Genomic DNA, 26,565 nt, shown 5'->3' with positions numbered 1-26,565 from the left:
GGACGTGCCGACGACACCGCTGCGGTCCGCCTACTTGATCTCGGCGCGCGCCACCCGGCGACCGCCGAGGACCATCGGCAGGACGACCCAGATCAACGTGGCCACCGCCACCTGCGCGTACGTCGTGCCCGTGACCTCGAGGCCCACCCCGCCGGGCCCGGTCGCGCCGCCGCCCACCAGCGGGGCCATCGCGTAGCCCAGGTCGACCCACGGGATCACGTCGGCACCCCAGGAGACGAGGACGACGACCACGCTGTAGACCATGAAGGGCAGCAGCAGCGAGACGACGTAGTAGATCGCGATCGTGGCCGGAGTGCTCAGGATCAGCATCGCCAGCCCGAAGGCCATCAGGAAGTACAGCAGCTGGTTGGCCACGGTCCAGAAGAACTGGGAGGCGTCGACGTTCCAGACCACGTCGTCGCCGCTCAGGGCGCCGTACAGGAGGTTGGCGAGCGCGCCGAGGGCCACCGCGAGCACCATCGTGGCGACGACGAGCAGCACCACGGCCGCGAGCTTGGCGCCGATGATCTTGAGCCGGTGGGGCTCCAGCGTGAAGGACACCAGACCCGTGCGCTGGCTCCACTCGGCGGTGACCGACGTGATCGCGAAGATCGGCAGCAGCAGCGACAGCGGGACGGTCATCACCTGCACCCAGCCGTTGGCGCTGATGCCCAGGTCGTTGGCGAGGACGACGGCCATGACGATGCCGGTGATCGCCACCAGCAGCAGCCCGCTGACGACCAGCAGCCAGAAGCCGGCACGGGTGTCGAGCATCTTGCGCAGCTCGACGGAGGCGAGCCGGCCGAACGGGACCTTCGGGGTGCTCGAGACGTCGAGCGCGGCGGGCGGGCGCACGGCGCCCGGGTCGGCGGTGGTGGTGCTCATCGGGTTCCTCCCTGGACGGTGGTGGCGGCGGGGGCCTCGCGCTGGGTGTCGGCGGTGAGCTCGAGGAACAGGTCCTCGAGACCGCGGCCCTCGGCGGCCCGGAGGTCGACGAGGGCGACCTGGGCGGCCAGGGCGGCCTGGCCGACGACGACCGGCTCCGCGGACACCCGCAGCCCGGCGCCGGCGGGGGCGACCTCGTGGCCGGCCCCGACGAGGGCCCGGGCGAGCAGCTCGTTGTCGGCGGCCTGCACGAGCGTGCCGAGGGCGCCCTGGCCGGCCAGCAGCTCGGCCTTGTTGCCCTGCGCGACGATGCGGCCGCGGCCGATGAGGATCATCTCGTCGGCGATCTGCTCGACCTCGTGCAGCAGGTGGCTGGAGAGCAGGACGGCGCCACCGCGGTCGGCGTACGACTTCAGCAGGCCGCGCATCCACCGGATGCCGGCCGGGTCGAGGCCGTTGGCGGGCTCGTCGAGGATCAGCACCGAGGGGTCGCCCAGCAGGGCGTGCGCGATCCCGAGTCGCTGGCGCATGCCGAGCGAGTAGTTCTTGATGCGGCGCTTCGACTCGCGCTCGTCGAGGCTGACCAGCGCCAGCATCTCGTCGACGCGGCTCGTCGGCAGGCCCATCGTGCGCGCGCCGAGCGCCAGCACCTCCCGGCCGGTGCGGCCCGCGTGCTGCGCCGAGGCGTCGAGCAGCACCCCGACGTGGCGTCCCGGGTTCGGCAGGTCGGCGTAGCGGTGCCCGCCGATCGTGACGGACCCGCGGGTCGGCGGGGTCAGCCCCGTCATCACGCGCATCGTGGTCGTCTTGCCCGCTCCGTTCGGCCCGAGGAAGCCGGTGACCCGGCCCGCCTCCGCCGTGAAGCTGACGTCGTCGACGGCGGTGAAGCCGCCGTAGGACTTCGTGAGGTTCTCCACCCTGATCATGGCTCCAGCCTCCCGCGTCCGGCGCCGCCCGGCATCGGCTGAAGGTCGCGACCCGGGGGCCTCGGGCGCGACCAAAGTAGGGGGTCACGCACGTCCGCGGTCCGGTGCCCGGGCCCGCTCCCCACGGCTAGGTTCTCCTCCGTGGACACCCCGACGCCCGACGGCCCGCAGCCGCCGATCTCGTGGTGGGGGCACACGTGGCGGCTCGCGGTGATGCTGGTGATCAGCGTCGCCGGCTTCTCGACGGCGGTGCTCGAGGGCTCCCGGGAGACCACGCTGATGCTCGGCCTGGAGCTCGTGGGCGGCCTGGTCGCCTACGCCCTGGTGTGGTGGCGACGCCGGTTCCCGATGTCCGTCCTCCTCGTCGTCAGCGTCGTCGGGGTGGTCTCCGGCCTGGCGGCGGGCCCCGCGGTGCTGGCCGCGGTCTCGGTCGCCACCCGGCGCCGCACCGCCGAGCTGGTGACCGTGTTCGTGGTGACGATGGCCTCGACCCAGGGCTACGCGCTGCTGGCGCCCGTCGAGTCGGACCCCTGGTGGGTGACTCTCGGCGCCAACCTCGTCGGCACGGTCGCCACCGTCGCGGCGGGCATGTACATCGGCTCCCGGCGCGAGCTGCTGTGGACGCTGCGGCAGCGGGCCGAGCGGGCCGAGGCGGAGCAGGAGCTGCGGGTCGACCGGGCCCGGGTCGGCGAGCGGGCCGCGATCGCCCGGGAGATGCACGACGTGCTGGCCCACCGGATCTCGCAGATCTCGATGCACGCCGGGGCCCTGTCCATCCGCGGGGACCTCGACGCCGACGCGCTGCGCGACGGCGCGGCGACGATCCAGGCACGGGCCAACGAGGCGCTCGACGACCTGCGTGACGTGCTCGGCGTGCTGCGCGACACCGGGTCCGGCGAGCTGGCCGCGCGCCCCCAGCCGACCTACTGCGACCTGCCCGAGCTCGTCGCCGCCGCCCGCGAGCACGGGCTGCGGGTCCACCTCGTCGACCACCTCGTGGACGCCGAGCACCTGCCCGTCGTCGTCGGTCGGACGCTCTACCGCATCGTCCAGGAGGGCATCACCAACGCCGCCAAGCACGCGCCGGGGACCACCGCGACCGTGGTGCTCACCGGCGACCGGGACGTCGGGGTGACCGTGGAGGTCCGCAACCCCCGACCCGTCGGCGTGCGCCCCGGCCCACCGGCCACGCCCGGCGCCGGGCTCGGTCTCCTCGGGCTGTCCGAGCGGGCCGAGCTGCGCGGCGGCCGGCTGACCCACCACGACGACGGCGGGGAGTTCGTGCTGCGAGGGTGGGTGCCGTGGACCAGCTGAGACCCGTCGGGCTGCTGCTCGTCGACGACGACCCGCTGGTGCGGCAGGCCCTGTCGCTCATGCTCGGCGGCCAGCCGGACCTCGAGGTCGTCGGCGAGGCCGAGCACGGCCGCGCGGCGCTCGCGCGGGTGCGCGAGCTGCGTCCGGACGTGGTGCTGATGGACATCCGGATGCCCGTGATGGACGGCCTCGAGGCCACCCGCGCGCTCCACCGGGAGCCGCACCCGCCGCGGGTGGTCGTGCTCACGACCTTCGACGCCGACGAGCACGTGGTGGCGGCCGTCGCCGCCGGTGCGGACGGGTTCCTGCTCAAGGACACCGCCCCCGCCGACCTGATCGCGGCCGTGAGACGGGTGGCCGAGGGCGAGCCGATGATGTCGCCGTCCGCGACCGCCACGCTGATCCGCCGGGTGCGCGAGGACTCCGCGCCGGACCGCCCGCTCGCCGAGGCGACCCACCGCCTGGCGGCGCTCACGGAGCGCGAGCACGAGGTGGCGGTCGCCGTGGGCCGGGGGCTGTCCAACGCGGAGATCGCGGGCGAGCTGCACCTGTCGGTGCCGACGGTCAAGGCCCACGTGTCACGGCTCTTCGACAAGCTCGGCGCGACCAACCGCGTGCAGATCGCCATGGTCGTCCACGACGCCGGCCTCGTCTGAGGCGCGGCCCGCGGACGACCCGGCGGACGACCCGGCGGACGACTCAGCGGCCGGCGAACCAGGCGTTGGAGTCGGGGCGGTACAGCATCACCAGCGCCGCGACGGTGATCGCGTAGCCGACCACCGACAGCAGCAGCGGGATGGCGGGCAGCGAGCCCAGGCCGATGAGGCCGAACACGATGCCGAGCGCCGAGAGCACCGTGTAGACGATGCGGGCCCAGTTGGCCCCCTTGCCGATGAACACGGCGAAGAGCACCGCGATGCCGACACTGATGACCAGGCCGACGAGGATCGACACGATCACGGTGGTGCGCACGGCGTCCTGCGACAGCGCGACACCGGCGCCCGCGAGCTGCTCGTCGATCATCGAGTCGAGGAACAGGAACTGGACCAGGGTCGAGACGATCCCGAGCGCCACGTTGGCGTAGATCAGCTTGATGGCGAGGTCGACCGACCGCGGTCGCGGCCCGCGCGTGGCCGCCTGGCCGTAGCCGCCCTGGGCGTAGGGGTTGTCGTTGCCGTACTGCTGGCCGCCGTACTGGTTGCCGTACTGCTGGCCGCCGTACTGGTTGCCGTACTGCTGGCCGCCGTACTGGTTGCCGTACTGCTGGCCGCCGTACTGGTTGCCGTACTGCTGGCCGCCGTACTGCTGGCCGCCCTGGTCGCCGTACGGGCCGGAGCCGTACTGGTTGCCGCCACCCGCGGGACCCTGCTCGGGTCCGGGCGGGTTGTCGCCGTACTGGGACATCGTCTTCCCCCTTCTCGGACGGGCCGGTCTCGGCCCTCGGTGCGGCGACCCTAGGGCACCGCGACGACGGGCGGGGGCGGGTCGCGACGACCCGCGGGGGCTCAGACGTCGTGCTGCTGGCCGACGGCCGCGACGACGACGTCGCCGTCGTAGACCTCGCGGGCCTCGTCGGCGGCGGCCTCGGCCGAGTACCACGGGGGGACGTGGGTGATCACGAGACGCGGGACCCCGGCCCGGCTCGCCAGCTCGCCGCACTCGCGGCCGGTGAGGTGGATCGCGGGCGGGTTGTCGTCACCGTGCCGGAACGACGCCTCGGCGAGCAGGAGGTCGACGCCGTCGGCCGCCCGGTCCAGGCCCTCGCAGGGGGCGGTGTCCCCGGAGTAGGTCAGGGTGCGTCCCCCGGCCGAGACGCGCAGGGCGAAGGCGGTGACCGGGTGGAGCACCGGCGTCGCCGTGACGGTGAACGGACCGAGGACGACCTCCTGGCCGGCGTCGTCGTACTCGGAGAAGACGAAGTCCTCGTGCATGCCCGGGTCGGGGTCCAGGTCGTAGCCCCGGGCGATCCGGTCCGCGGTGCCCGCCGGGCCCCAGACCGGGATCCGCGGCTGCTGGCCGTCCGGGTGGTACCGGCGCAGCACGTGGTAGCCGCAGAGGTCGAGGCAGTGGTCCGCGTGGAGGTGGCTGAGCAGGACCGCGTCGATCGCCAGCGGGTCCGCGAACCGCTGCAGCGAGCCCAGGGCGCCGGAGCCGAGGTCGAGCAGCAGCCGCCAGGTGCGCTCGCCCGTGCCGTCGTCGTGGGTCGCCTCCACCAGGTAGCAGCTCGCCGGCGAGTCCGGGCCCGGGAACGAGCCCGAGCAGCCGACGACCGTCATCCGCATCCCCGTCATCAGCCCCGGACCCCCACGAACTGGTCGAACCTCGACGCGGGCCCGATGTGGGCGCCCAGGAACCGGCCGCCGATGGTCTCGAACTCGCCCGCGTCGCCCGTCGTCAGGAACTGGTACGTCGGGGGGCCGGCCGCGTCGGACCGCAGCAGGTCGCGACGCAGCAGCAGCGCGAAGAGGTCCTTCGCGCACTCGTCGGCGCTCGACACCAGCGTCACCCCGGAGCCCATGACGTAGGAGATCACGCCGGTCAGCAGCGGGTAGTGGGTGCAGCCGAGGACCAGCGTGTCGACACCGGCCGAGACCAGCGGGTCGAGGTACTCGTGGGCGGCGCCCAGCAGCTCGGGGCCCGCCGTCACGCCGCGCTCGACGAAGTCGACGAACAACGGGCAGGCCTGGGTGGACAGCTCCACGTGGGGCGCCGCCGCGAACGCGTCGGAGTAGGCCTGCGACTGGGCGGTCGCCTGGGTGCAGATGACGCCGATCCGACCCGTGCGGCTCGCCGCGACCGCACGCCGGGTGGCCGGGTAGATCACCTCCACCACGGGCACGTCGTACCGCTCGCGGGCGTCGCGCAGCATCGCGGCGCTGGCGGAGTTGCAGGCGATCACCAGCGCCTTGACCCCCAGGTGCACCAGGTGGTCGAGGCACTCCAGCGCGTACTCGCGGACCTCGCCGATCGGCTTGGGCCCGTAGGGCTGGCGCGCGGTGTCGCCGACGTAGGTGATCGACTCGCCGGGCAGCTGGTCGACCACCGAGCGGGCCACGGTGAGTCCGCCGAACCCCGAGTCGAAGATCCCGATGGGCGCGTCCGCGTCGACCTGCGCCCGCGTGCCGTCACCCGGCGCGACGCCGCCCGCCCCCACCTCGACCACGGGAGAACCGTACGGCGTCGCGCACGGTGGTCGCCACGGGGCGGCGCGCGACGTACCGTTCCGTGGTGCGCCTCACCAGCCGGCTCCTGACCGCCGCCCTCCTCGCCGCCCCACTGCTCGTCGGGGTTCCCGGCTCCGCCACCGCCCTCACCCCTCCCGCGGCCACCGCGGACCCTGCCGCCGGACCTGCCGCCGGACGCGCCGCCGGACCCGCGGCCGAGCGGGCCGGGATGCGCCGCGTCGTGGCGATCTCGGTCGACGGACTGAACCCCGCGGCGATCGCGCGCGTCGGGCGGCCCGGATCTCCCAACCTGCACCGGCTCCTCGACGAGGGCGCGGGCACGCTCAACGCCCGCAGCGCCGTGGAGATGACCGTGACGCTGCCCAACCACACGGGCATGCTGACCTCGCGGCGCATCGCGACGCCGGCCGGCCACGGCATGGACGTCAACGAGGACCCGGGCGGCACGGTCGCCCAGCACGCCGGGCACCCGGTCGGGTCGGTCTTCAGCCGGCTGCGCGCCAGCGGCGCCCGCGGCGCGCTGTACGTGTCGAAGTCGAAGCTCGACATCCTGCACCGCTCCTGGGCCGGCAGCATCGCCCGCTACGTCGTCGACGACTCCACCTCCGGGCTGATGGGCGCCGTGCGTCGCGACCTCGTCGCCCGTCCCCGACCCTTCTCGTTCGTCCACCTCGGGCTGCCCGACCAGGTCGGACACGAGTCGGGCTGGATGAGCGAGCCCTACCTCGACGCGGTGCGCCACGTGGACCGGGCCGTCGGGGACCTGCTGCGGACCCTCGACGAGCACCCTGCCGTCGCACGACGCACGACCCTCGTGCTGACCGCCGACCACGGAGGCGCCGGCAGCGGCCACCAGGACCCCACGAAGTACGCCAACTACCGCGTGCCGTTCCTGACCTGGGGCGCCGGCGTGGAGCGCGGCGCCGACCTCTACCGGCTGAACCCCCAGCTGCGGAACCCCCGCGGCTCCCGCCCGTCGTACGACCAGGAGCAGCCGGTGCGCAACGCCGCCGTGGGCAACCTCGCGCTCGACCTGCTGGGCATCGGGCCGATCGCCGGCAGCGGCGTCAACGCGGGCCAGCGCCTCCGGTTGCGCTAGACGGCGGCGAGCCACCCGGTCGCACTCAGTCGCGCAGCTCGGCGACCGTCGGCCAGGGGTTGGGGCGACAGCCGTCCAGCCCCTTCGACTGCTGCATCATCACCGGCGCGAGCCGGCCGCGCCCGGCGCAGTCGGCGTGCCCGCGACCCAGCCAGTGGCCGGTCTCGTGGTTGACGACCATGTGGCGGTAGTCGCGCAGCGAGCCGCCGGCGCGGTCCCACCCGGCCGAGGCGCCGCGCCAGCGGGCCTGGTTGATGATCACGAAGCGGCCCACCCGGCAGCTCCACCGAGCGCTGCAGCCGGAGGAGAACCGCGGGACCTCGTCGGCCTCCGCGAGCACCAGGGAGACGTCGCCGCCACGGGCCACGCGCCGGAACCTCACCCCCTCGCCGCGCCAGCCGCGAGGGTCGTCGTAGGTGGCCTGGGCCTGACGGCGGAACCCGCGCAGGCCGACGACGACCCGACCGCGGGTCTCGACCGAGTAGGTCACGGTGCGACGGACGGCGACGCGGTGACCGACGCCGTCGGTCCAGCGCGAGCGGGCCCACGCGCGCCCGGCGCCGTCCCGACGTGCCGTCACGCGCACCGAGAGCCGGCGCCCGACGTCCTCGGGGCGGACCGTGTAGCGCTGCGCACGGGCACCGCGGATCGGGTCGGGGCCGCGGAACCACTGGAAGCGGGTCGCCTGTGGCGCCCGGGTCCAGCGACCCGCGGTGGCCCGCAGGGTGCGGCCGTAGCGCAGGTCGCCGGTGACGCGGGGCCGCTCGGTGCTCGCCATCGGCTCCCCCGCCGCCTCCCTCGCCGGGGCCGCACCCGCCGGGACGGTCGAGGCCGTGGGGACCAGGAGCCCCGCGGCCAGCAGCAGGGCGGCGAGCGCGGGCCTCAGGCCCACAGCTGACCCTCCAGAGCGTCCTCGGCCTCGTCGATCGTGCCCTCGTAGGCCCCGGTGGACAGGTACTTCCAGCCACCGTCGCAGACCACGAACGCGATGTCGGCGCTCTCCCCGGCCTTGACGGCCTTGGCGGCCTGCGCCATCGCGGCGTGCAGGATCGCGCCGGTGGAGATGCCGGCGAAGATCCCCTCGCTCTCCAGCAGCTCGCGGGTGCGACGGACCGCGTCCCGCGGGCCGACGGAGAAGCGGGCGTCGATGAGCGAGGCGTCGTACAGCTCGGGGACGAACCCCTCGTCGAGGTTGCGCAGGCCGTAGACGAGCTCGCCGTAGCGGGGCTCGGCGGCGACGATGCGCACCTCGGGCTTGGCGCGGCGGAAGAAGCGCCCGGTGCCCATGAGGGTGCCGGTGGTGCCGAGACCGGCGACGAAGTGGGTGATCGAGGGCAGGTCCTCGAGCAGCTCCGGCCCGGTGGTGCGCTCGTGGGCGAGGGCGTTGGCGGCGTTGCCGTACTGGTAGAGCATCACCCAGTCGGGGTGCTCGGCGGCGACCTGCTTGGCGACGCGGACGGCCTCGTTGGAGCCACCGGCGGCGGGGCTGGAGATGATCTCCGCCCCCCACATCCGCAGCAGCTGCCGCCGCTCCTCGGAGGTGTTCTCGGGCATCACGCAGACGATGCGGTAGCCCTTGAGCTTGGCGGCCATCGCCAGCGAGATGCCGGTGTTGCCCGAGGTGGGCTCGAGGATCGTGCAGCCGGCCCGCAGCGTGCCGTCCTTCTCCGCCTCCTCGATCATCGCCAGCGCGGGCCGGTCCTTGACCGAGCCGGTGGGGTTGCGGTCCTCGAGCTTGGCCCACAGGCGGACGTCGGGGCTCGGTGAGAGCGTCGGCAGCCCGACGAGCGGCGTGCCGCCGACCGAGGCCAGGAGGCTGTCGTAGCGCATGGGCCCAGTCTGACAGGACCGCCGCGACCGCCGTCCCGGACCGCCCGGCGCCGGCTTCCCCGGGGCGGCGGGGCGGCGGGGTCTCGCCGCTGACCCATCGGACGCAGGGGCCCACCGGGGCTGTGACCGCAGAGCCCGCCGTGGTGGTGACCGTGGGTCCGCCGGGGGGTGCCGGACCCGGTGCTCGGGCCGCGCCCCGTCGCCGGTGCCGATCGGCCGGCCGCTCGCGTCGCGCTCCTCGCACTGCAGCACCGGGGCCGGCAGGTGCTGCCGAGGGAGGAGCCAGCGGTCCAGGTGACCGAGGCCGACGGCCTCCGGGCGCGCGGAGAGGCCCCGGTCCCGACGAGGTGGAGGAGGTCGTCCATCCCGACAGCGTCGGCGAGCCCCGCTCACCGCGCCGGCAGGTCCTCCGAGCCGTCCGGGCCGGGCGGTCAGCGCAGGAAGTAGTCGGGGTCGAAGTCGACGAGGTCGATGATGCGGACGCGCGGGAGGGGCACGTTGAACGCCTTGACGTCGTCCTCGAGGTCGTGGATCTCGAGGCCCAGCGCGGTGTACTGGGCGTTGACGTACTCCCGGAACCCGAGCACGCCGAGGCGTCGCTCGCCGCCCAGCAGCGCCGTCATCTGCGGCAGGAAGTCGCCGTCGTGGCTGACGAGGAAGACGTCCGCGTCGCGCGGGACCAGCGCCTCGAGCGTGCGCTGGATGCCGACGTCGACGACCTTCTCGTCGGAGCGGCCCGACAGCGGCACGGGCCGGTAGTCGAGGGCCAGCAGCGCCTGCACGAAGGGGCCGGGCAGGTGGCCCGACGAGGCGTTCAGGAAGAACAGGCCGGTGACGGGCTGACCCCACTGGGCCTCCGCGTACTTGCGCACGCGCTCCCAGCGGGGACGCTCGTCGGCGGCCGGGCGTCGCTGGAGGACGCTGGTGCCGAGGGTGGCGTCGATGTTCTCGCCGTCCACCAGCACGTAGGTACGGCGGGGGGCGTGCTCGGCGACCGGCCCAGCGGCCTCAGCGGGCTCCATGGTCGGAGCCTAGAGCGTCTCAGCCGCCGGCGACGGCAGGCAGCACGACGACCTGGTCGCCGTCGGAGAGCTCGGCCTCGAGACCGCCCAGGAAGCGGACGTCCTCGTCGTTGACGTAGACGTTGACGAAGCGACGCAGGTCGGGGCCCGCGTCCTTGGGCTCGACGAGCCGCTCCTTCAGACCGGGGTGGTTCGCCTCGAGGTCGTCGATGAGCGCCCCCAGGCTCGCGCCCTCACCCGTGACGGCCTTCTCGCCACCGGTGTAGGTGCGCAGGATGGTCGGGATCCGGACCTCGACGGCCATGGTGCTCACTCCTCGGGAGATAGGTGGTCGACGACGCTGACCTCTTCCTCGGTCACCTCGCCGTCGACGATTCTGTAGGACCTGAACTCCACCGCGCCCTCGTTATTCCCGTGCTCCCGGGTCGACACGAGGACGTAGTGGGCGCCGGGCTCGCTGGCCAGACCGATGTCGGTGCGGCTCGGGTAGGCCTCGGTGGCGGTGTGGGAGTGGTAGACGACGACGGGCTCCTCGTCGCGGGCCCACATCTCCTTGTAGAGCGCGAGCAGCTCGGAGGAGTCGAACTCGTAGAACGTCGGCGAGCCGGCCGCGTTGACCATCTCGACCATCCGCTCGGGGCGGTCGCTGCCCTCGGGGCCGGCGACGATGCCGCAGGCCTCGTCGGGGTGGTCACGCTTGGCGTGCGCCACGATCGCGTCGTACGTCGCCTGGTCGATCCTCAGCACGCGGACCACCCTAGGCGGCACCCCGCCGGACGCCCGCGGCGGACCGGCCCGCTGCCGCTCAGCGACGGAACCGCGACCGCTCCTCCTCGGACAGCGCTGCCGCCACCCGTGGGAGGTGGGCCGGGACGTCGAGGGTCGCCGCGAGCTCGTCGACCGGGCACCAGCGCACGTCGACCGACTCGTCGTCGCCGACCCGGGCCTCCCCCGCGAGCCACGTGCAGGCGAACGTCAGGTCGAGGTAGCGCGCCCGGTCGCCGTTGACGTGGGTGACCGGCGGTCCCGCGGAGACCTCGGCGAGGCGGTCGACCCGCACCACCACGCCGGTCTCCTCCAGCACCTCCCGGGCCGCGCCCACGGCCGGCTCCTCGCCGGGGTCGAGGATCCCGGTCACGGGCGTCCAGCGGCCGTTGTCGGAGCGCCGGACGAGCAGCACCTCGGGCTCCGCGCCGGTGTCCCGCCGGACGACGGCGGTGACCGCCGGGAGCCACAGCTCGGCGGTGCCGACCTGCTCGCGCAGCCTCAGCACGAACCCGGGGACGCCCACGGTCCGCTCAGGACGCCTTGACGAGGGCCCGGACGAGGGTCTCCTGGAGGTAGCCGACCCAGTCGTAGATGTCGTGGGCCTGCGCGCGGGGGTCGTCGGCGGGCATGGCCTCCCACCGCTCCTCGTCGCCGTCCTCGACGCCGAGGCGGGTGGCGAGCGCGAGCCGCACGTCGGTGAAGGTGCGCATCCAGGACTCGGCCTCGTCACGGTCGAGCTCGACGTCGATCATCAGGCCGTCCTCGGCGAGCTCGGGCGGGAGCCCGGCCTCCTCGAGCCCGTCGATGACCGCGCAGGCGGAGCGGGCCTTCGCGTCGCGCAGCCCGCCCTCGGTGAAGCGCCGGAAGTCGCCCGCGGCCTCCTCGTCGTCGGGGTAGGCGGTCGGGAACAGCCGGCGCAGCACCGGGTCCTCGGGCTCGGTCGTGGGTCCGCTGAAGTCCATCAGCGTCTCGAGCGGGTCCGCCGCGGTGTCGGGCACGGCGCGCTCGTTGCGCAGCAGCTCGACGAGCTGGGAGGTCAGCGAGCGCAGGAGGTCGGCCTCGAACCCGGTGAAGGTGGCGATGACGCGACCGCTGCGGCGGTGCCAGGCGAAGCCGTTCACGCGTCCTTCTCCAGCGTCGCCCACAGGCCGTACTCGTGCATCGCCTGCACGTCGCGCTCCATCTCCTCGCGGCTGCCGGAGCTCACGGCGGACCGGCCGTCGTGGTGCACCTCGAGCATCAGCTTCTCGGCCTTCTTCTCGGAGTAGCCGAAGTACTTCCGGAAGACGTAGCTGACGTAGGACATCAGGTTGACCGGGTCGTTCCAGACGATCGTCGTCCACGGCCGGTCCGGGACCACGACCTCGTCGGGGAGGTCGTCGGAGTCGAGGTCGGGATCGACCTCGACGGGGCTGGGAGCGGTCACGTCGACCATGCTTCCACACGCCCTAGGCTCACCTGCGTGACCGACTCGACGGCCCTGCTGACCGACCAGTACGAGCTGACGATGGTGCAGGGCGCGCTCCGCTCGGGCACCGCCGGACGCCGGGCGGTGTTCGAGATGTTCGGCCGGCGGTTGCCGCCGGGACGCCGGTACGGCGTGGTCGCGGGCACCGGCCGCCTCCTCGAGGCCCTCGCCCGCTTCCGCTTCGACGACGCCGCCCTCGCGTCGCTGCGCGAGCACACCGCGCTCGACGACGACACGCTGGCGTGGCTCGCCGACTACCGCTTCACCGGCGACGTCTGGGGCTACCCGGAGGGCGAGGTGTGGTTCCCCCACTCACCGCTGCTGGTGGTCGAGGGGACGTTCGCCGAGGCCGTGGTGCTGGAGACGCTGGCGCTGTCGGTCTACAACCACGACAGCGCCGTCGCGGCCGCCGCCTCCCGGATGGTGGGAGCCGCCCGGGGGCGCCCGTGCATCGAGATGGGCTCGCGCCGCACCCACGAGGAGTCGGCGGTCGCGGCCGCGCGCGCGGCGTACGTCGCGGGCTTCGCCACGACGTCCAACCTCGCCGCGGGCCAGCGGTGGGGCATCCCGACCGCGGGCACCAGCGCGCACAGCTTCACGCTGCTGCACGACAGCGAGGAGGCGGCGTTCCGCGCGCAGGTCGACGCGCTGGGTCCGGGCACGACGCTGCTGGTCGACACCTACGACGTGCACGCCGCGGTGCGGACCGCCGTCGAGGTCGCGGGGCCCGGGCTGGGCGCGGTGCGGCTGGACTCCGGCGACCTCGGGGTGCTCGCCCAGGAGGTCCGGGCCCAGCTCGACGAGCTCGGCGCCACCGGGACCCGCATCGTGGTCACCAGCGACCTCGACGAGCACGCGATCGCCTCGCTCGCCGCGGCACCGGTCGACGCCTACGGCGTCGGCACGCAGCTGGTGACCGGCAGCGGGCACCCGACCAGCGGTCTGGTCTACAAGCTGGTGGCCCGGGAGGGCGCGGACGGCGAGCTGGTCGCGGTCGCCAAGCGCAGCCCCGGCAAGGACTCCCACGGCGGCCGCAAGTGGGCCGCGCGTCGCGTCGAGGACGGCCGCGCCACCGCCGAGGTCGTCGGCACCGGCGAGCGCCCCGACGACCCCTCGCTGCGCGACCTGCTCGTGCCCCTGGTGCGCGCCGGCGAGGTCGTCGGCGCCGAGGACCTCGACCGGGCGCGCGAGCGCCACGCCGCCGTGCGGGCCGAGCTGCCGGCGGCCGCGACCCGGATGTCGCGCGGCGAGGCGGTGCTGCCCACCGTCGACGCCTGAGGACGCCGCGTGAGAGAGCCCTCATCCGCGCCTCACGCGGGCCTCACGCGGGTGCGGTGCACTGCTCGTCATGAAGAAGCTGATGGCGACCGCCACCCTGACCCTGACCACCGCCGGCCTGATGGGCCTGTCCGCCCCCGCCGCGCAGGCGGACGACTTCGCGAGGGCGTCGGGCTCCTGCAGCCAGCAGTCGTCGTACACGATGAAGCTGCGCGACACCGGTGACGACGACCGGGACCGCACCCGTGTCTCCTTCTTCATCAACTCCGCCAAGGCCGACCGGGTCTGGACCGTGAAGGTCAAGCGCGGCGACCGCAACGTCGGCACCACCGTCAAGCGCACGAAGGGCAACGGCAACCTGACCGTCACCCGTCTCGTCCGCGCCGACGACGACGCCCGCTTCACCGTGTTCGCGAAGTCCGGCTACGGCGAGACCTGCCGCCGGGTGCTGAGCCTCGACAACGACCGCGGCGACGACTGATCCCCCGCCCGAGCCGGACCTGTCGACCAGGGCTGACCGGGCAGGACTGATCGGGCAGGACTGATCGGGCAGGACCGATCGAGGAGGGCGGCGCGCGACATCTCGCGGGCCGCCCTCCTAGTGTCTGCCCATGCCGCTGACCGTCTCCGCCCTGCACCGCTACCCCGTGAAGTCCTGCGGGGGGACGGCGCTGGACGAGGCCGTGGTGGAGCCGTGGGGCCTCGCGGGGGACCGGAGGTGGCTGGTCACGGACGTCGACGGGGGCTTCGTCACCGCGCGGGAGCTGCCGTTGCTGCTCACCGTCGGCGTCGCCTCGGCCGACGACGGCGCGCTGACGCTCACCGCGGCCGGCCGCGACCCGCAGCCCGTGGCCGTGCCCGCCCCCGGCGACACCGGCGGCACGACCCGGGTGGGGATCTGGCGCGACGAGGTCGAGGCGGTGGCGGCGCCCCCCGGCGCCTCGGCCTGGCTGTCGGCCGTGGTGGGCCACGACGTGCGCCTGCTGCACCTCGCCGACCCGGCCCAGCGCCCGGTGAGCCGCCAGTTCGCCGAGGACGGCGACCGGGTGTCGTTCGCCGACGGCTACCCGTTGCTGGTCACGACCGAGGCCTCCCTGACCGCGCTCAACCACCTCGTCGCCGACGGCCGCAACGACGCCGAGTGGCCGGTCGACATGGGGCGCTTCCGCCCCAACCTCGTCGTGGCCGGTGGCGAGGCCTGGGACGAGGACGGCTGGCGGCGGATCCGGGTCGGCGCCGGCGACGACGCGGCGACCTTCCGGGCGGTCAAGGGCTGCGCCCGCTGCGTGATGACCGTCCACGACCCCGCCACGGGCGAGCGCGGCAAGGAGCCGCTCGCCACCCTCGCCCGTCACCGGCGCTGGGACGGCCAGTCCTGGTTCGGGATGAACCTCGTCCCCGACACCCCCGGCGCCACCGTCCGCGTCGGCGACCAGGTCGAGGTGCTCGAGCGCGCCGACGCCGGCGACGGCCCACCCCGGGGTGGGAATGCATAAGCACCTTATGTAGTTTGGCCGGGTGATGGACGACGCCACCCCGCTCGAGAGCGCGACCGAGGACCTCGTGGTCCAGGCCGCCCGGCTGGTGCGCGCCGTACGCCGGCTGGAGGGCGACCTGCCCGCCGCCGGCCTGCGGACGCTGTCGGTGCTCGACGAGCACGGCGCCGTCACGGTGACCCGGCTCGCCGAGCTGGACCGCACCTCGCAGCCCGCCGCCTCCGCCCTGGTCAAGGGCCTGGTGGAGCGGGGCTGGGTCGCCACCCGTCCCGACCCCGCCGACGGCCGCGGCCGCCTGGTCGAGACCACCGAGGTCGGCCGCACCCTGCTGCGCGACGTACGACGCCGCAACGCCCGCGTGCTGGCCGACCGCCTGTCCCCCGGCGACGCCCCCCGTGTCGAGGACGCCGTCCGTCTGCTGCGCGAGGTGCTCAGCCACGACCTCGGCCACGACCTCAGCCACGAGCTGGGCCACGAGCTGGGCCACGACCTCGCCCGACCCGAGGAAGGACCCGCATGAGCGCGCCCACCCACTCCCCGCTCCTCACACAGCCCCGCGCCGTCTGGGCCGTCGCCTTCGCGTGCGTCATCGCCTTCATGGGGATCGGTCTCGTCGACCCGATCCTCAAGGAGATCGCCGCCAAGCTCGACGCCACGCCCAGCCAGGTCTCCCTGCTGTTCACCGGCTACATGGCCGTGATGGGCGTCTCGATGCTCGTCACCGGCGTGGTGTCCAGCCGGATCGGCGCCAAGCGGACCCTGCTGACCGGCCTGGTGCTGATCATCGTCTTCGCCGGCCTGGCCGGCGCCTCGGACTCGGTCAGCGCGGTGATCGCCTTCCGCGCCGCCTGGGGCCTGGGCAACGCGCTGTTCATCGCCACCGCGCTGAGCACCATCGTCAGCTCGTCGTCCGGCTCGGTCGCGCAGGCGGTGATCCTGTTCGAGGCCGCCCTGGGCCTGGGGATCGCCACCGGGCCGCTGCTCGGCGGCGTGCTGGGCGAGCAGTCCTGGCGCGGCCCGTTCTTCGGGGTCTCCGTGCTGATGACGATCGCACTGGTCGCCACGGCGTTCCTCCTGCCCGCCACCCCCACCGACCGGACCCGCACCTCGCTGGCCGACCCGTTCCGGGCGCTGCGCCACCCGGCGCTGCTGCTGCTCGCGGTCGTCGCCGTCTTCTACAACCTGGGCTTCTTCAGCCTGCTCGCCGCCGGCCCGTTCGCCCTGCCGGACTTCGGCATCATGGCCGTCGGGTGGGTCTTCTTCGGCTGGGGCCTCCTCCTCGCCCTCACCTCGGTGGTGGTGGCGCCCTGGCTGCAGCGGCGTGTCGGCACCGTGCCCGCGATGGTCGGCTGCCTCGCGCTGTTCTCGGCCGACCTGCTCGTCCTGGGCCTGCTCGCCGAGCACCAGGCGGCGGTCGTGGTCGGCATCGTGCTGGCCGGCGCCTTCATCGGCATCACCAACACCCTGGTCACCGAGGCCGTGATGGGTGCCGCCCCGGTGGCGCGCCCGGTCGCGTCCGCGGCCTACTCCTTCGTCCGGTTCTCGGGCGGCGCGCTCGGCCCGTTCGTGGCCCTCAAGCTCGCCGAGAACGTCTCGACCGGCGCGCCGTTCTGGTTCGGCGGCACGGCGGTCGCGATCGGCACCCTGGTCGCCCTCGCCGGCGCCGGCGTCGTCACCCGCGCCCTGCGCGCGGGCCACGCCCCGGCCGCCCACTCCCCCGCCGAGGCGGACGCCGAGCTCGTCGGCGACCTCGCCTGACGGCCCCCGACCCCTGGCGAGACGTCAGAGGTTGCCGCGGGCGTCCTGCTCGCGCTCGATGGCCTGGAAGAGGGCCTTGAAGTTGCCCTTGCCGAAGCCGAGCGAGCCGTGCCGCTCGATGAACTCGTAGAAGACCGTCGGGCGGTCGCCCAGCGGGCGGGCGAAGATCTGGAGCAGGTAGCCGTCCTCGTCGCGGTCGACCAGGATGCCGCGGACCTTGAGCTCCTCGATCGGCACCCGGACCTCGCCGATCCGGCGCCGCAGCTCCGGGTCGTCGTAGTAGGAGTCCGGGGTCGCGAGGAACTCCACGCCGTTGGCCCGCAGGTGGTCGACGGTGGTGAGCAGGTCGCCGGTGGCGAGCGCGATGTGCTGGCAGCCGGGGCCGCCGTAGAACTCGAGGTACTCGTCGATCTGCGAGCGCTTCCGTGCGACCGCGGGCTCGTTGAGCGGGAACTTCACCCGGTGGTTGCCGCTGGCGACGACCTTGCTCATCAGCGCGGAGTACTCCGTGGCGATGTCGTCGCCGATGAACTCGGCCATGTTGGAGAAGCCCATGACCCGCTGGTAGAAGTCGACCCACTCGTCCATGCGGCCGAGCTCGACGTTGCCGACGCAGTGGTCGACGGCCTGGAAGAGTCGCGTGGGGTGCCCCTGCGGCCGCACGACGCCCGACGACCGCGCGACGTAGCCGGGCAGGTAGGGCCCGTCGTACGCCGAGCGGTCGACGAGGGTGTGGCGCGTCTCGCCGTACGTCGCGATCGCAGCGGTGCGCACCGTGCCGTGCTCGTCGCTCACGTCGTGGGGCTCGACCAGCACCGTCGCGCCGACCGAGCGCGCGTGCGCGATGCAGCGGTCGACGTCCGGCACCTCGAGGGCGAGGTCGACGACGCCGTCGCCGTGGGCGCGGTGGTGGTCGAGCAGCGGGCTGTCGGGGGTGACGCCGCCGGAGACGACGAAGCGGGCCGAGCCGGAGCGCAGCACGAACGACTTCGCGTCGCGGTGGCCGGTCTCCGGGCCGCGGTAGGCCTCGAGCTCCATGCCCAGCGCGAGCTGGTAGAACGCCGCGGTCTGCGTGGCGTTGCCGACCACGAAGCACACCGCGTCCATCGCGGTCACCGGGAACGGGTCGCGGGTGGCGTCGTACTCCACCAGACCGACCAGCTCCTTGAGCTGCTCGAGGGTCAGGTCGGCCTTGAGCTCGTCCGGGGTCAGCTGCGTCGTCATGTCCGCACCGTGCCCGTCGTTCGACAAGGTGTGCAACGCTCGTCGACGACGATGGACAACCTGACCAGGAGGGGCGACGTGATCGACGAGATCGACCGCAGGGTGATCGACCTGTTCAGCGCCGAGCCGCACGTCGGGGTCCTGGGCGCCTCGCGACGGCTCGGGCTCGCCCGCGGCACGGTGCAGGCCCGGCTCGACAAGCTGGAGGCCCGCGGCGTGGTCACCGGGTGGGGGCCGCGGCTGTCGCCCGCCGCGCTGGGCTACCCGGTCACGGCGTTCCTGACCCTCGAGATCGCCCAGGCCCTCGGCCACGGGCAGGCGGCCAGCCATCTCGCGGCCATCCCCGAGGTGATCGAGGTGCAGACGATCACCGGGGCCGGCGACCTGTGGTGCCGCGTGGTGGCGCGCTCCAACGACGACCTCCAGCGGGTCATCGACGCGGTGCTCGCCGACGAGTCCGTGCTCCGCTCGACGGCGGTGATCGCGCTCGCCGAGCAGGTCGGTCACCGGGTGCTGCCCCTGGCCCGGGCGGCGGCGGGCCGCTCGTCGTGACGCGGCGACCCCGGCTCGGCACGGCGACGGGGCCGCCACCGGATCCCTCCGGTGACGGCCCCGTGCCGTGTGGTGCGGTGCTGCTCAGGCGGTGACGACGACGGCCGTCAGGCCCGGTCCTTCGCGGCGAGGCCGCTCGGGACGATCTTCTTCGGCGAGGAGGCCGCACGTCCGTCCCGCGGGACGTCGATCGCCGCCGTGCTGCGCGACAGCTTCACGGCGACGGTGCCGATGGCGTCGGCCATGGTGTGCAGCGGGCCGACCGCCACGTTGGCCAGGTTGTCGCTCGGCGTGTGGTAGTTCGGGTCCATCAGGATCCCGGCCGTGCCGCCGAAGATGCGGGCCTGGTAGGGCGTCTTGACGTCGTCGGCCCCGGTGAACAGGCCGCCCGCGGCGACGCCGTTCTCGATGAACGCCTGGTAGTCGGAGCGACCGGAGAACTCGGTGTCGACCGACGGCTGCTTCTGGGACCTGAAGTAGCTGCGGAAGAGCTGCTCGGTCTCGATCGAGCCTGCCGGCACCGGGGCGCTGGCCTCGAACTTCGACTGGTCGGCGTCGTACACGCCGATGATGTGGTTCGGCGAGCCGAGCATGTCGAAGTTCAGGTAGGTCGAGATGTCGTCCAGGGCGCGCGGGTTGTCGCGGACCAGGTCGTTGACGTACTCGGTCGAGCCGACGAGGCCGACCTCCTCGCTGCCCCAGAAGGCGAAACGGACCTTGTTCCTCTGGCCCTTCACGTCCTTGAGGTGCTCGGCGACCTCGAGAAGCGCGGCGGTGCCGGTGCCGTTGTCGTTGACCGCGGTGGTGCCCTCGACGCCGTCGAGGTGGGCGCCCAGCATCACCGTGTTCTTCGCGTCACCGCCGCGGGAGCTGGCGATGATGTTGTAGCTCTCGACCTCGGAGTAGTCGGCACGGATGTCGACCGTGACCGGCGTGCCCGCCTCGTCGGCCGCCAGCAGGTCGGCGCCGGCCTCCTGGGTGACGCCGCCGGCCGGGGCCGAGCCCTCGATCGGCGCGTCGCCGAGGGTGCCGTTGAGGTCGCCCGCCGTGTTGTTGTAGATGATCACCGCGGCCGCGCCGGCCTCGCCGGCGACGGTGGCCTTCTGCCCGAAGGAGCAGGTGCCGCGGCTGACGAGGGCGACCTGGCCCTCGACGTCGACGCCGTCGTAGTCGGCGGCCTCGCAGCCGAGCACGCTGGTCGGCTGCACCAGGTCGGCGGTGACGCCGCCCTCGGGGGTGGAGCTCGTGTACGACATCGCGATGACGGGCACGTCGACCGGCTCGGCGCCGTCGATGGTCAGCGACTCGGCGAGGATCTCGGCGTTCTCGTAGGTGTAGTAGTCGCGCGTGACGTTGTAGCCGGCCTCGCGCATCTGGAACTCGACGTAGCGCGCGGCGGCGTCGTAGCCGGGGGTGAGCGCGGCGCGGCCGCCGTAGCGGGTGCCGAGGCGCTCGAGGGCGACGAGGTGCTCGCGCAGGCCCTGACGGGTGATGTCGCGGCGGATCTTCTGTCCGGCGTTGAGGGCCTTGGCCTCCGCCGAGGCGGCGCCGTCCGAGGGGTCCGCGACCGCTCCGGTGGTGGGGGTGGCGATCACGAGACCGAGGCCGATGGCGGCGGCCGCGGTCGCGGCTGCCGTGCGGCGGCGAGGTGTCAGGGACACGCTCGACTCCTTCCGAGGGGTGAATGGGCTGCCTGAGCCTCAGCCCCCGGCTCGTGCGCGGTCCAGACCGTGGACGCACTGGTTACCCGATCGTGACCTCGGCGGCCACCCGCCTCAGGCGGAGGGTCGCGCCGCCTTGTCGCGCAGGCGCGCGATCCGCTGCTGGAGCTGGTCGGCGGTCGCGGCCGCGGCCGGCGGGCCGCCGCACTCCTTGCGCAGGGCGGCGTGGGTGACGCCGTGCGGCGTGCCGGTGCGGTGGTGCCACGCGGCGACGAGCCCGTTGAGCTCGCGGCGCAGCAGGGCGAGGTGCTCGTGGGCGCTGCGCCGGGTCTCCAGGTCGTCGTCGACGGTCACGGGCGCCCGCTGGGCGGCCGCCCGCTTCTGGGCCTGGGCCCGCTCGGACTGGCGGCTGTGCAGCATCTCGCGGACCTGGTCGGCGTCGAGGAGGCCGGGGATGCCGAGGAAGTCCATCTCCTCCTCCGAGCCCACGTGGACCTCGCCGGCGTGCCCGAACTCGCCCCCGTCGTACAGGACGCGGTCGAAGCGGGCCTCGGAGCCGAGGGCCTCGTAGGAGCCCTCGAGGTCGTCGGAGGCCGCCTCCGCGGCGTTGGCCCGGGCGAGCAGCTGGTCCTCGGCCGCGAACACGTCGTCCTCGTCGCGGATCGTGCGGCCCAGCACGTGGTCGCGCTCGACCTCGAGCTCGGAGGCGAAGCCGAGCAACGAGGGGACGGACGGCAGGAACACCGATGCGGTCTCGCCGCGGCGCCGGGCCCGGACGAACCGGCCGACCGCCTGCGCGAAGAACAGCGGCGTCGCGGTGGTGGTGGCGTAGACCCCGACGGCCAGCCGAGGCACGTCGACGCCCTCGGAGACCATCCGGACCGCGACCATCCAGCGGTCGTCGGACTCCGCGAAGGCGCTGATGCGCTTGCTCGAGGCCTTCTCGTCCGAGAGCACGATCGTCGCCGAGACCCCGGTGATCTCCTTGATCAGCCCGGCGTATGCGCGGGCGTGCTCGGTGTCGGAGGCGATGACCAGCCCGCCCGCGTCGGGGACGTGACGGCGGACCTCCTCGAGGCGGCGGTCCGCGGCCTGGAGCACCGACGGCATCCAGGCGCCGTGGGGGTCGAGCGCCGTGCGCAGGGCCTGCGAGTGGAGGTCCTTCGTCAGCGGCTCCCCGAGGCGGACGTCGATCTCGTCGCCGGCGCGGGTGCGCCACTGCATCTGCCCGGAGTAGGCCATGAACAGCACCGGGCGCACCACGTGGTCCGCGAGGGCGTGCGCGTAGCCGTAGGTGTAGTCGGCCTTCGAGCGCGGCACGCCGTCGGGCCCCGGCGCGTAGGTGACGAAGGGGATGGGGTTGGTGTCGGAGCGGAACGGCGTGCCGGTCAGCGCCAGCCGTCGCGTCGCGGGGCCGAACGCCTCCGCCACGCCCTCGCCCCAGCTCAGGGCGTCGCCCGCGTGGTGCACCTCGTCGAGGATCACCAGCGTCCGGGACCGCTCGACGCGGATGCGCAGGGCGTTGGGGTTGGCCGCCACCCCGGCGTAGGTCACCGCGATCCCGACGTAGTCGGCCGAGGTCTTCGCCCGCCCCGCGCCGTACGCCGGGTCGACGGGGACGCCGGCGCGCTCGCCCGCCTCGGCCCACTGGGTCTTGAGGTGCTCGGTGGGGGTCACGACGACGACCCGGTCGACGACGCGTCGCCCGAGCAGGTCGGCGGCGACCGTGAGCGCGAACGTGGTCTTGCCGGCCCCCGGGGTCGCGACCGCGAGGAAGTCCTTGGGCGCGCGCTCGTTGTAGAGCTGCAGCGCCGCGGTCTGCCAGGCGCGCAGGGACGGCGCGGTCCCCCAGGCGGCGCGCTCCGGCCAGGCCGGCGGGAGCGGGGGTGCGACGTCCGGGTCGGAGGGCGGCCGGGGCCGACCCGTCATGCGTCTCCCTGGCCGTCGTCGCCCTTCATGGACTCCCAGATCTCCTTGCACTCCGGGCAGACCGGGAACTTCTCCCCCGACCGGCTCGGGACCCACACCTTGCCGCACAGGGCCACCACCGGCGTCCCCATGACCATCGCCTCGGTGAGCTTGTCCTTCGGCACGTAGTGGGAGAAGCGCTCGTGGTCGCCCTCATCGGTGGGGACGGTGCGCTCGTCCTCCCGGACGTCCAGGGCGGTGTCCCCGTCTGCGAATCCGATACGCGTGCTCACGGCGTCCACCCTACGTCCGGCCCCGCCCGCACCCGGCGCCGGCGCGGGTCAGTTGAGCTCGGGGTCGGCGGGGCGGGTGGAGGCCCAGGCGGCCTGGCCCGGCTGGCGGCGCAGCACCTGGCGGCGCAGGTCGTCGACGGTGTCGCGGAACACGTCGCCGGCCTCGCCGGGCACGACGTACCAGCTGCCCTCGTCGACCTCGCGACGCAGCTGCTCGGCGCCCCAGCCGGCGTACCCGGCGAAGATGCGCGCCTCGGCGAGGGTGCCCTCGACGAGCTCGACGGGGGTGTCGAGGTCGACGAGCCCGAGGTCGGCGAAGACCGGGGTGAAGCCCACCGGCGGCTCGTCGGGGTCGCGCAACCGGGCCAGCCCCAGGGCGCCGTCGGCACCGACCGGGCCACCGGAGAAGAGCGTCTCGGGCTCGCTGACCACGTCGCGCCACGACTCGAGCACGTCGGCCACCAGCACCGGCGAGGGCCGGTTCAGCACGAGGCCGACGGCGCCGCCCTCGTCGACGTCGATCATCAGCACGACGGTGTCCGCGAAGTTGGGGTCCACCAGCTCCGGGCTCGCGACGAGCAGCGTGCCCGCCACGACACTCGCCTGGGAGTCCGGGGTGGGTCGGGTCATGCCCCCATCATGCCGGTATCAGCCCCCGCAGGCGCCCCCACAACCGGGCGGGGACCGAGCCGCCGGCGTCACCGCGCCGGCCCGGCGCGTCGTACGGCCCGGCCCACGCCGAGCGGGCCTGCAGCTCGAGGGCCGCGCCCACCCGGGCGCCGCGGACGAGGTCGGAGGGCGCCGCCCGCCCGGCCGACGCCGCGAGGAGGAGGTGCTCCTTGGCGGTGGCCCGCGTCATCGCGGTCCGGGTGCGCTCGTCGGCGGGCCGCAGCCGCGCCATGTCGAGCACGACCCGCACCCCGGGCGTCTCGTCGGCGACCGCGAGCCAGGCCCGGACCACGGAGCCCGCGAGGTCCTCGGGCTGGTCGGCCTGCTCGCGCTCGATGCGGCCGGCGAGCCGCGTGTGCCAGCGCAGCTGCAGGGCGCCGAGGAGGTCGAGGTCGTCGGAGAACGTCTCCGCGACCCCGGGGACGTCGGTCGGCAGGACCGCGTCACGACGCGCGTCGCAGGCGGCGATCACGGCCCGCAGGACCTCGGCGCGGCGGGGGCGCTGGGGCGTGCTCATGGCGTCTCCTCGGGGAGGTCGTCGGTCATGGCGTATCCGTACCCACGGTATGTGACCTACTGACGGTATCCGAGCGGATCGGGCGGTGAGCCCGCACACACCCGCCCCGCGGGGGTCCTACGCTGGTGTGATGCCCGTCCCACGGCCCACCCAGCGGCTGCGCCCCTCGGTGCCCGCGCTGCCCGGGTCGACGCGGCGGGCCCGCTACTCGGCCGCCACCAAGCGGAGCCTCGTGGAGGTCGCGGGGTCGCTGTTCACCGAGCAGGGGTACGCCGCGACCTCGCTCGACTCGGTCGTCGCGGGGGCCGAGGTCACCAAGGGCGCGCTCTACCACCACTTCAGCGGCAAGCAGGCGCTGTTCGAGGCGGTCTTCGAGCGGGTCGAGGCCGACGCCTGCGCCCGGATCCGGGCCGTGCTGGACGACGCCGAGGACCCGTGGGACAACGCGCTGGCCGGCCTGCGGGCGTTCCTGGACGCGGTGCGCGAGCCGTCGTACCGGCGCGTGGTGGTGCAGGAGGGCCCCGCGGTCCTCGGCTACGAGCGGTTCCGCGAGCAGGAGGAGCGGTCGTCGTACGCGATCGTCGTCGACCTCGTGGCCTCCGTCCTGGGTCGGGACGGCGCGCTGGACGAGGAGATGCTGGAGACGTTCAGCCGGATCTTCTTCGGCGCGATGTCCTCGGCGGGCGAGGCCGTCAGCGTCGCGGAGGACCCCGAGGCCGCCGCGCGGCGCGTGGAGCAGGCGATCGGCTTCATCGTCGCCGGCCTGCGCACCCTGGTGGAGTCGGGCGTCGAGGTGCCGAACCCGTGAGGGCCCGCGTCACCGGCTGAAGGCGACCGACCCGCCGGACTCCGGGAGCAGCTCGATCCAGGTGCGCCCCGGGGGCACCACGAGGTCCTGGCCCCCGGCCTTCAGCCGCAGCGCCCCACCGAGGCCGTCCTTGGTCCAGGTGCCGCGCACGGCGCGGCCGTCGTGGAACAGCACCGCGTCGCCCGTGCCCTCGAAGATCGTCTCCGGCACGGGGTTGCCGGCGGGGTCGAGGTAGCCGGCGTCGCCGACCTTCACCGTCAGCGCGAGGACCGTGTCGGCCGGGAAGCCCTGGCCGGGCGCCGTGTAGCCGTTGGTGAGCCGGTAGGTGCCGTCCACGAGCTCCCAGGTCGACGTGCGCGCCGCCGAGAACGTGGCCGAGATCGTGCGCGCCGGCTCGCCTCGGGGGTTGTCGGACGCCTGACCGAAGGGCAGGTAGTCCGACGGGCGGGCGGGCGGTTGACGCGGCGTGACCGCGTCGACGTCGGCGAACAGGTTGTAGGGCGCCGAGCGGTCCCCGACCCGGTAGATCCCCTTCGCGCCCTCGGCGTAGAAGGGGATCCCCGCCTGCTGGATCCGGGCGACGGTCGGGGCCGCGGCGCCGCTGGTCACCACGGAGGCGCCGATCGGACGCACGATGCCGATGTCCGTGGCGCGCATCGAGCGCACCGGCCCGACCTGCGTCGGCAGGTCGCGGTAGAAGAACGCCGCGAGGCGCGTCGTGCCGCCCTCGACGAGCTCCTCGACGACCAGCTCCGCCTCGTCGAGGCCCTCCTGCGGCGCGGACGACGAGGTGTTGTCGATCTTCGCCACGACCACCGGGTGGTCGCGCTCGGAGGAGGCCTCGCCGCGCACCGGCTCCCCGGTCAGCGGCCAGGAGGACAGCAGCCGCTGCCCCTCCGCCGTGGCCTGCGGGTCGGGCCCGGCGGCCTGCGGCTCGCCCTCGTCCGCTCCGCTGCAGCCCGCCAGCAGGAGCCCGGAGCACAGCAGGCTCGCGATCAGGGTCAGTCGGGGCCGAGTGCGCACGGCGTCCCTCCTTGGTCTACCGGTCCGGTCGACTTCGAGTGTCGCACCGGGCCGCGGCGCGCCCGGGAGGCGCGCCGGGTCAGACGAGCGTGGCCCCGCCGTCGACGTACAGCGTCTGGCCCGTCACGTACGACGACTCGTCGCTGCACAGGAACGCCGCGACGGCCGCGATGTCCTCGGGGAAGCCGACGCGCTTGACCGGGTTGCGGTCGGCCGCGGCGGCCCGGAAGTCCTCGACGCTCATCCCGACCCGCGCGGCGGTGGCGTCGGTCATGTCGGTGGCGATGAAGCCGGGGGCGATGGCGTTGGCGTTGACGCCGAAGGGCCCGAGCTCGATGCCGAGCGTGCGGGTGAAGCCCTGGATGCCCATCTTGGCGGCGGAGTAGTTGGCCTGGCCGCGGTTGCCCAGCGCCGAGACGCTGGAGAGGTTGACGACCTTGCCGTAGCGCTGCTTCACGAAGTGGGCCTGGGCCGCCTTGGTCATGGCGAAGGCGCCCTTGAGGTGCACGCCCATGACCAGGTCCCAGTCCTCCTCGCTCATCTTGAACAGCAGGTTGTCGCGGGTGATGCCGGCGTTGTTGACCAGGAAGTGCACGCCGCCCAGCTCGCCGACCACGCGCTCGACGGCCGCCTCGGCGCCCGCCACGCTCGCGACGTCGCAGCCGACGCCCACGGCCTTGCCGGGCAGCGTCGAGGCCGCCTCCTGGGCCGCCGACTCGTCGAGGTCGAGGACCGCGACGGCGGCGCCCTCCTCCGCGAACCGGGTGGCCACGGCGAGCCCGATGCCTCGCGCCGCACCCGTGACGATCGCGACCCGCTCGTCGAAACGACCCATCTGACTGCCTCCTACTGATCAGTAACGGACCCCACCAACGTAACGA

Annotated in this window: 31 protein-coding genes; 10 read left to right on the top strand and 21 right to left on the bottom strand. The window is 74.0% G+C overall.

Going from position 1 to position 26,565, the window contains the following annotated elements; genetic code table 11:
- Positions 1-30 precede the first annotated feature (30 nt).
- Both ABD158_RS10645 and ABD158_RS10640 read right to left on the bottom strand, forming a co-directional pair.
- Positions 31-885 carry an ABC transporter permease gene (locus tag ABD158_RS10645; RefSeq protein ID WP_344006911.1) on the bottom strand — a complete coding sequence of 285 codons (855 nt, stop codon included), beginning with the start codon at positions 883-885 and terminating at the stop codon, positions 31-33.
- Complete coding sequence (locus tag ABD158_RS10640; protein ID WP_344006909.1) at positions 882-1,811, bottom strand: ABC transporter ATP-binding protein; 930 nt, start codon at positions 1,809-1,811, stop codon at positions 882-884. The genes ABD158_RS10645 and ABD158_RS10640 overlap by 4 nt, the downstream gene beginning before the upstream one ends.
- Positions 1,812-1,952: 141 nt before the next feature.
- Between ABD158_RS10640 and ABD158_RS10635 the strand changes: the two genes are divergently transcribed.
- Together ABD158_RS10635 and ABD158_RS10630 are read left to right on the top strand one after the other, a co-directional pair.
- Positions 1,953-3,125, top strand: coding sequence for a sensor histidine kinase (locus ABD158_RS10635; protein WP_344006907.1), 1,173 nt, complete (start codon positions 1,953-1,955; stop codon positions 3,123-3,125).
- Positions 3,113-3,781, top strand: coding sequence for a response regulator (locus ABD158_RS10630; RefSeq protein ID WP_344006905.1), 669 nt, complete (start codon positions 3,113-3,115; stop codon positions 3,779-3,781). The genes ABD158_RS10635 and ABD158_RS10630 overlap by 13 nt, the downstream gene beginning before the upstream one ends.
- Positions 3,782-3,824: 43 nt before the next feature.
- On the opposite strand, the gene ABD158_RS10625 is transcribed toward ABD158_RS10630, so the two are convergent.
- From ABD158_RS10625 to murI, 3 genes are all read right to left on the bottom strand, one after another.
- On the bottom strand, positions 3,825-4,529 hold the full coding sequence (locus tag ABD158_RS10625) for a hypothetical protein (RefSeq protein ID WP_344006903.1): 705 nt from the start codon (positions 4,527-4,529) through the stop codon (positions 3,825-3,827).
- Between the two features lie 101 nt (positions 4,530-4,630).
- The gene (locus tag ABD158_RS10620; RefSeq protein WP_344006901.1) at positions 4,631-5,401 is read right to left on the bottom strand and encodes an MBL fold metallo-hydrolase; all 771 of its coding nucleotides are present in this window, start codon (positions 5,399-5,401) and stop codon (positions 4,631-4,633) included.
- Positions 5,402-5,415: 14 nt separating this feature from the next.
- Complete coding sequence (gene murI, locus ABD158_RS10615) at positions 5,416-6,279, bottom strand: glutamate racemase (protein ID WP_344007027.1); 864 nt, start codon at positions 6,277-6,279, stop codon at positions 5,416-5,418.
- A 74-nt stretch (positions 6,280-6,353) separates the two neighbouring features.
- Here murI and ABD158_RS10610 point away from each other — a divergent pair, with 74 nt between their 5' ends.
- Positions 6,354-7,409 carry an alkaline phosphatase family protein gene (locus ABD158_RS10610; RefSeq protein WP_344006899.1) on the top strand — a complete coding sequence of 352 codons (1,056 nt, stop codon included), beginning with the start codon at positions 6,354-6,356 and terminating at the stop codon, positions 7,407-7,409.
- Between the two features lie 25 nt (positions 7,410-7,434).
- Here ABD158_RS10610 and ABD158_RS10605 read toward each other — a convergent pair whose 3' ends face one another.
- From ABD158_RS10605 to clpS, 8 genes are all read right to left on the bottom strand, one after another.
- A complete protein-coding gene (locus tag ABD158_RS10605) occupies positions 7,435-8,301 on the bottom strand; it encodes a DUF3152 domain-containing protein (protein ID WP_344006897.1) in 867 nt (288 codons plus the stop codon).
- Entirely contained in the window at positions 8,292-9,239 is a 948-nt protein-coding gene (locus ABD158_RS10600; RefSeq protein ID WP_344006895.1) for a PLP-dependent cysteine synthase family protein, read from the bottom strand. Before ABD158_RS10600 ends, ABD158_RS10605 begins: the two co-directional genes overlap by 10 nt.
- A 431-nt stretch (positions 9,240-9,670) precedes the next feature.
- A complete protein-coding gene (locus tag ABD158_RS10595) occupies positions 9,671-10,261 on the bottom strand; it encodes an NYN domain-containing protein (RefSeq protein ID WP_344006893.1) in 591 nt (196 codons plus the stop codon).
- 19 nt (positions 10,262-10,280) lie between these two features.
- A complete protein-coding gene (locus ABD158_RS10590; protein ID WP_344006891.1) occupies positions 10,281-10,565 on the bottom strand; it encodes a MoaD/ThiS family protein in 285 nt (94 codons plus the stop codon).
- 5 nt (positions 10,566-10,570) lie between these two features.
- Entirely contained in the window at positions 10,571-11,008 is a 438-nt protein-coding gene (locus ABD158_RS10585; RefSeq protein ID WP_344006889.1) for a M67 family metallopeptidase, read from the bottom strand.
- Between the two features lie 58 nt (positions 11,009-11,066).
- Positions 11,067-11,552 carry an NUDIX hydrolase gene (locus tag ABD158_RS10580; protein ID WP_344006887.1) on the bottom strand — a complete coding sequence of 162 codons (486 nt, stop codon included), beginning with the start codon at positions 11,550-11,552 and terminating at the stop codon, positions 11,067-11,069.
- A gap of 7 nt (positions 11,553-11,559) precedes the next feature.
- On the bottom strand, positions 11,560-12,150 hold the full coding sequence (locus tag ABD158_RS10575; protein WP_344006885.1) for a DUF2017 domain-containing protein: 591 nt from the start codon (positions 12,148-12,150) through the stop codon (positions 11,560-11,562).
- Positions 12,147-12,455, bottom strand: coding sequence for an ATP-dependent Clp protease adapter ClpS (gene clpS, locus ABD158_RS10570; protein WP_425573179.1), 309 nt, complete (start codon positions 12,453-12,455; stop codon positions 12,147-12,149). Before clpS ends, ABD158_RS10575 begins: the two co-directional genes overlap by 4 nt.
- A 36-nt stretch (positions 12,456-12,491) precedes the next feature.
- On the opposite strand from clpS, the gene ABD158_RS10565 reads away from it, so the two are divergent.
- The 5 genes from ABD158_RS10565 (at position 12,492) to ABD158_RS10545 (ending at position 17,029) form a co-directional block, all read left to right on the top strand.
- Positions 12,492-13,775 carry a nicotinate phosphoribosyltransferase gene (locus ABD158_RS10565; protein ID WP_344006880.1) on the top strand — a complete coding sequence of 428 codons (1,284 nt, stop codon included), beginning with the start codon at positions 12,492-12,494 and terminating at the stop codon, positions 13,773-13,775.
- Between the two features lie 70 nt (positions 13,776-13,845).
- Complete coding sequence (locus ABD158_RS10560; RefSeq protein ID WP_344006878.1) at positions 13,846-14,256, top strand: hypothetical protein; 411 nt, start codon at positions 13,846-13,848, stop codon at positions 14,254-14,256.
- Between the two features lie 130 nt (positions 14,257-14,386).
- Positions 14,387-15,271, top strand: coding sequence for an MOSC domain-containing protein (locus ABD158_RS10555; protein ID WP_344006877.1), 885 nt, complete (start codon positions 14,387-14,389; stop codon positions 15,269-15,271).
- Between the two features lie 25 nt (positions 15,272-15,296).
- Positions 15,297-15,791, top strand: a complete 495-nt coding sequence (locus ABD158_RS10550; protein WP_344006875.1) for a MarR family winged helix-turn-helix transcriptional regulator — start codon at positions 15,297-15,299, stop codon at positions 15,789-15,791.
- Entirely contained in the window at positions 15,788-17,029 is a 1,242-nt protein-coding gene (locus ABD158_RS10545) for an MFS transporter (RefSeq protein ID WP_344006873.1), read from the top strand. The genes ABD158_RS10550 and ABD158_RS10545 overlap by 4 nt, the downstream gene beginning before the upstream one ends.
- 24 nt (positions 17,030-17,053) lie before the next feature.
- Here the strand turns inward: ABD158_RS10545 and hppD are convergent, their stop codons facing one another.
- On the bottom strand, positions 17,054-18,253 hold the full coding sequence (hppD, locus tag ABD158_RS10540) for a 4-hydroxyphenylpyruvate dioxygenase (protein WP_344006871.1): 1,200 nt from the start codon (positions 18,251-18,253) through the stop codon (positions 17,054-17,056).
- Between the two features lie 78 nt (positions 18,254-18,331).
- Here hppD and ABD158_RS10535 point away from each other — a divergent pair, with 78 nt between their 5' ends.
- Positions 18,332-18,805: an Lrp/AsnC family transcriptional regulator gene (locus ABD158_RS10535; RefSeq protein ID WP_344006869.1), complete on the top strand. Its 474-nt coding sequence runs from the start codon at positions 18,332-18,334 to the stop codon at positions 18,803-18,805.
- Between the two features lie 107 nt (positions 18,806-18,912).
- Here ABD158_RS10535 and ABD158_RS10530 read toward each other — a convergent pair whose 3' ends face one another.
- The 5 genes from ABD158_RS10530 to ABD158_RS10510 form a co-directional block, all read right to left on the bottom strand.
- Entirely contained in the window at positions 18,913-20,466 is a 1,554-nt protein-coding gene (locus tag ABD158_RS10530) for a M28 family peptidase (RefSeq protein WP_344006867.1), read from the bottom strand.
- Between the two features lie 114 nt (positions 20,467-20,580).
- Positions 20,581-22,395: a DEAD/DEAH box helicase gene (locus ABD158_RS10525; protein ID WP_344006865.1), complete on the bottom strand. Its 1,815-nt coding sequence runs from the start codon at positions 22,393-22,395 to the stop codon at positions 20,581-20,583.
- Positions 22,392-22,628, bottom strand: coding sequence for a DUF3039 domain-containing protein (locus ABD158_RS10520; RefSeq protein WP_425573184.1), 237 nt, complete (start codon positions 22,626-22,628; stop codon positions 22,392-22,394). The genes ABD158_RS10525 and ABD158_RS10520 overlap by 4 nt, the downstream gene beginning before the upstream one ends.
- Positions 22,629-22,715: 87 nt before the next feature.
- Positions 22,716-23,297: a YqgE/AlgH family protein gene (locus ABD158_RS10515; RefSeq protein WP_344006860.1), complete on the bottom strand. Its 582-nt coding sequence runs from the start codon at positions 23,295-23,297 to the stop codon at positions 22,716-22,718.
- Positions 23,298-23,304: 7 nt separating this feature from the next.
- A complete protein-coding gene (locus ABD158_RS10510) occupies positions 23,305-23,853 on the bottom strand; it encodes a hypothetical protein (RefSeq protein WP_344006858.1) in 549 nt (182 codons plus the stop codon).
- A 130-nt stretch (positions 23,854-23,983) separates the two neighbouring features.
- Between ABD158_RS10510 and ABD158_RS10505 the strand changes: the two genes are divergently transcribed.
- On the top strand, positions 23,984-24,661 hold the full coding sequence (locus tag ABD158_RS10505) for a TetR/AcrR family transcriptional regulator (protein WP_344006856.1): 678 nt from the start codon (positions 23,984-23,986) through the stop codon (positions 24,659-24,661).
- A gap of 9 nt (positions 24,662-24,670) precedes the next feature.
- On the opposite strand, the gene ABD158_RS10500 is transcribed toward ABD158_RS10505, so the two are convergent.
- Together ABD158_RS10500 and ABD158_RS10495 are read right to left on the bottom strand one after the other, a co-directional pair.
- Positions 24,671-25,684, bottom strand: coding sequence for a DUF3048 domain-containing protein (locus ABD158_RS10500; RefSeq protein WP_344006854.1), 1,014 nt, complete (start codon positions 25,682-25,684; stop codon positions 24,671-24,673).
- 79 nt (positions 25,685-25,763) lie between these two features.
- Positions 25,764-26,519: an SDR family NAD(P)-dependent oxidoreductase gene (locus ABD158_RS10495; RefSeq protein ID WP_344006852.1), complete on the bottom strand. Its 756-nt coding sequence runs from the start codon at positions 26,517-26,519 to the stop codon at positions 25,764-25,766.
- Between the last annotated feature and the right edge of the window lie 46 nt (positions 26,520-26,565).

It is taken from the genome of Nocardioides lentus (assembly GCF_039529515.1).
In the GTDB taxonomy this organism is placed as follows: Bacteria; Actinomycetota; Actinomycetes; order Propionibacteriales; family Nocardioidaceae; genus Nocardioides; species Nocardioides lentus.
This window is presented reverse-complemented; position numbering and strand designations above follow the sequence as displayed.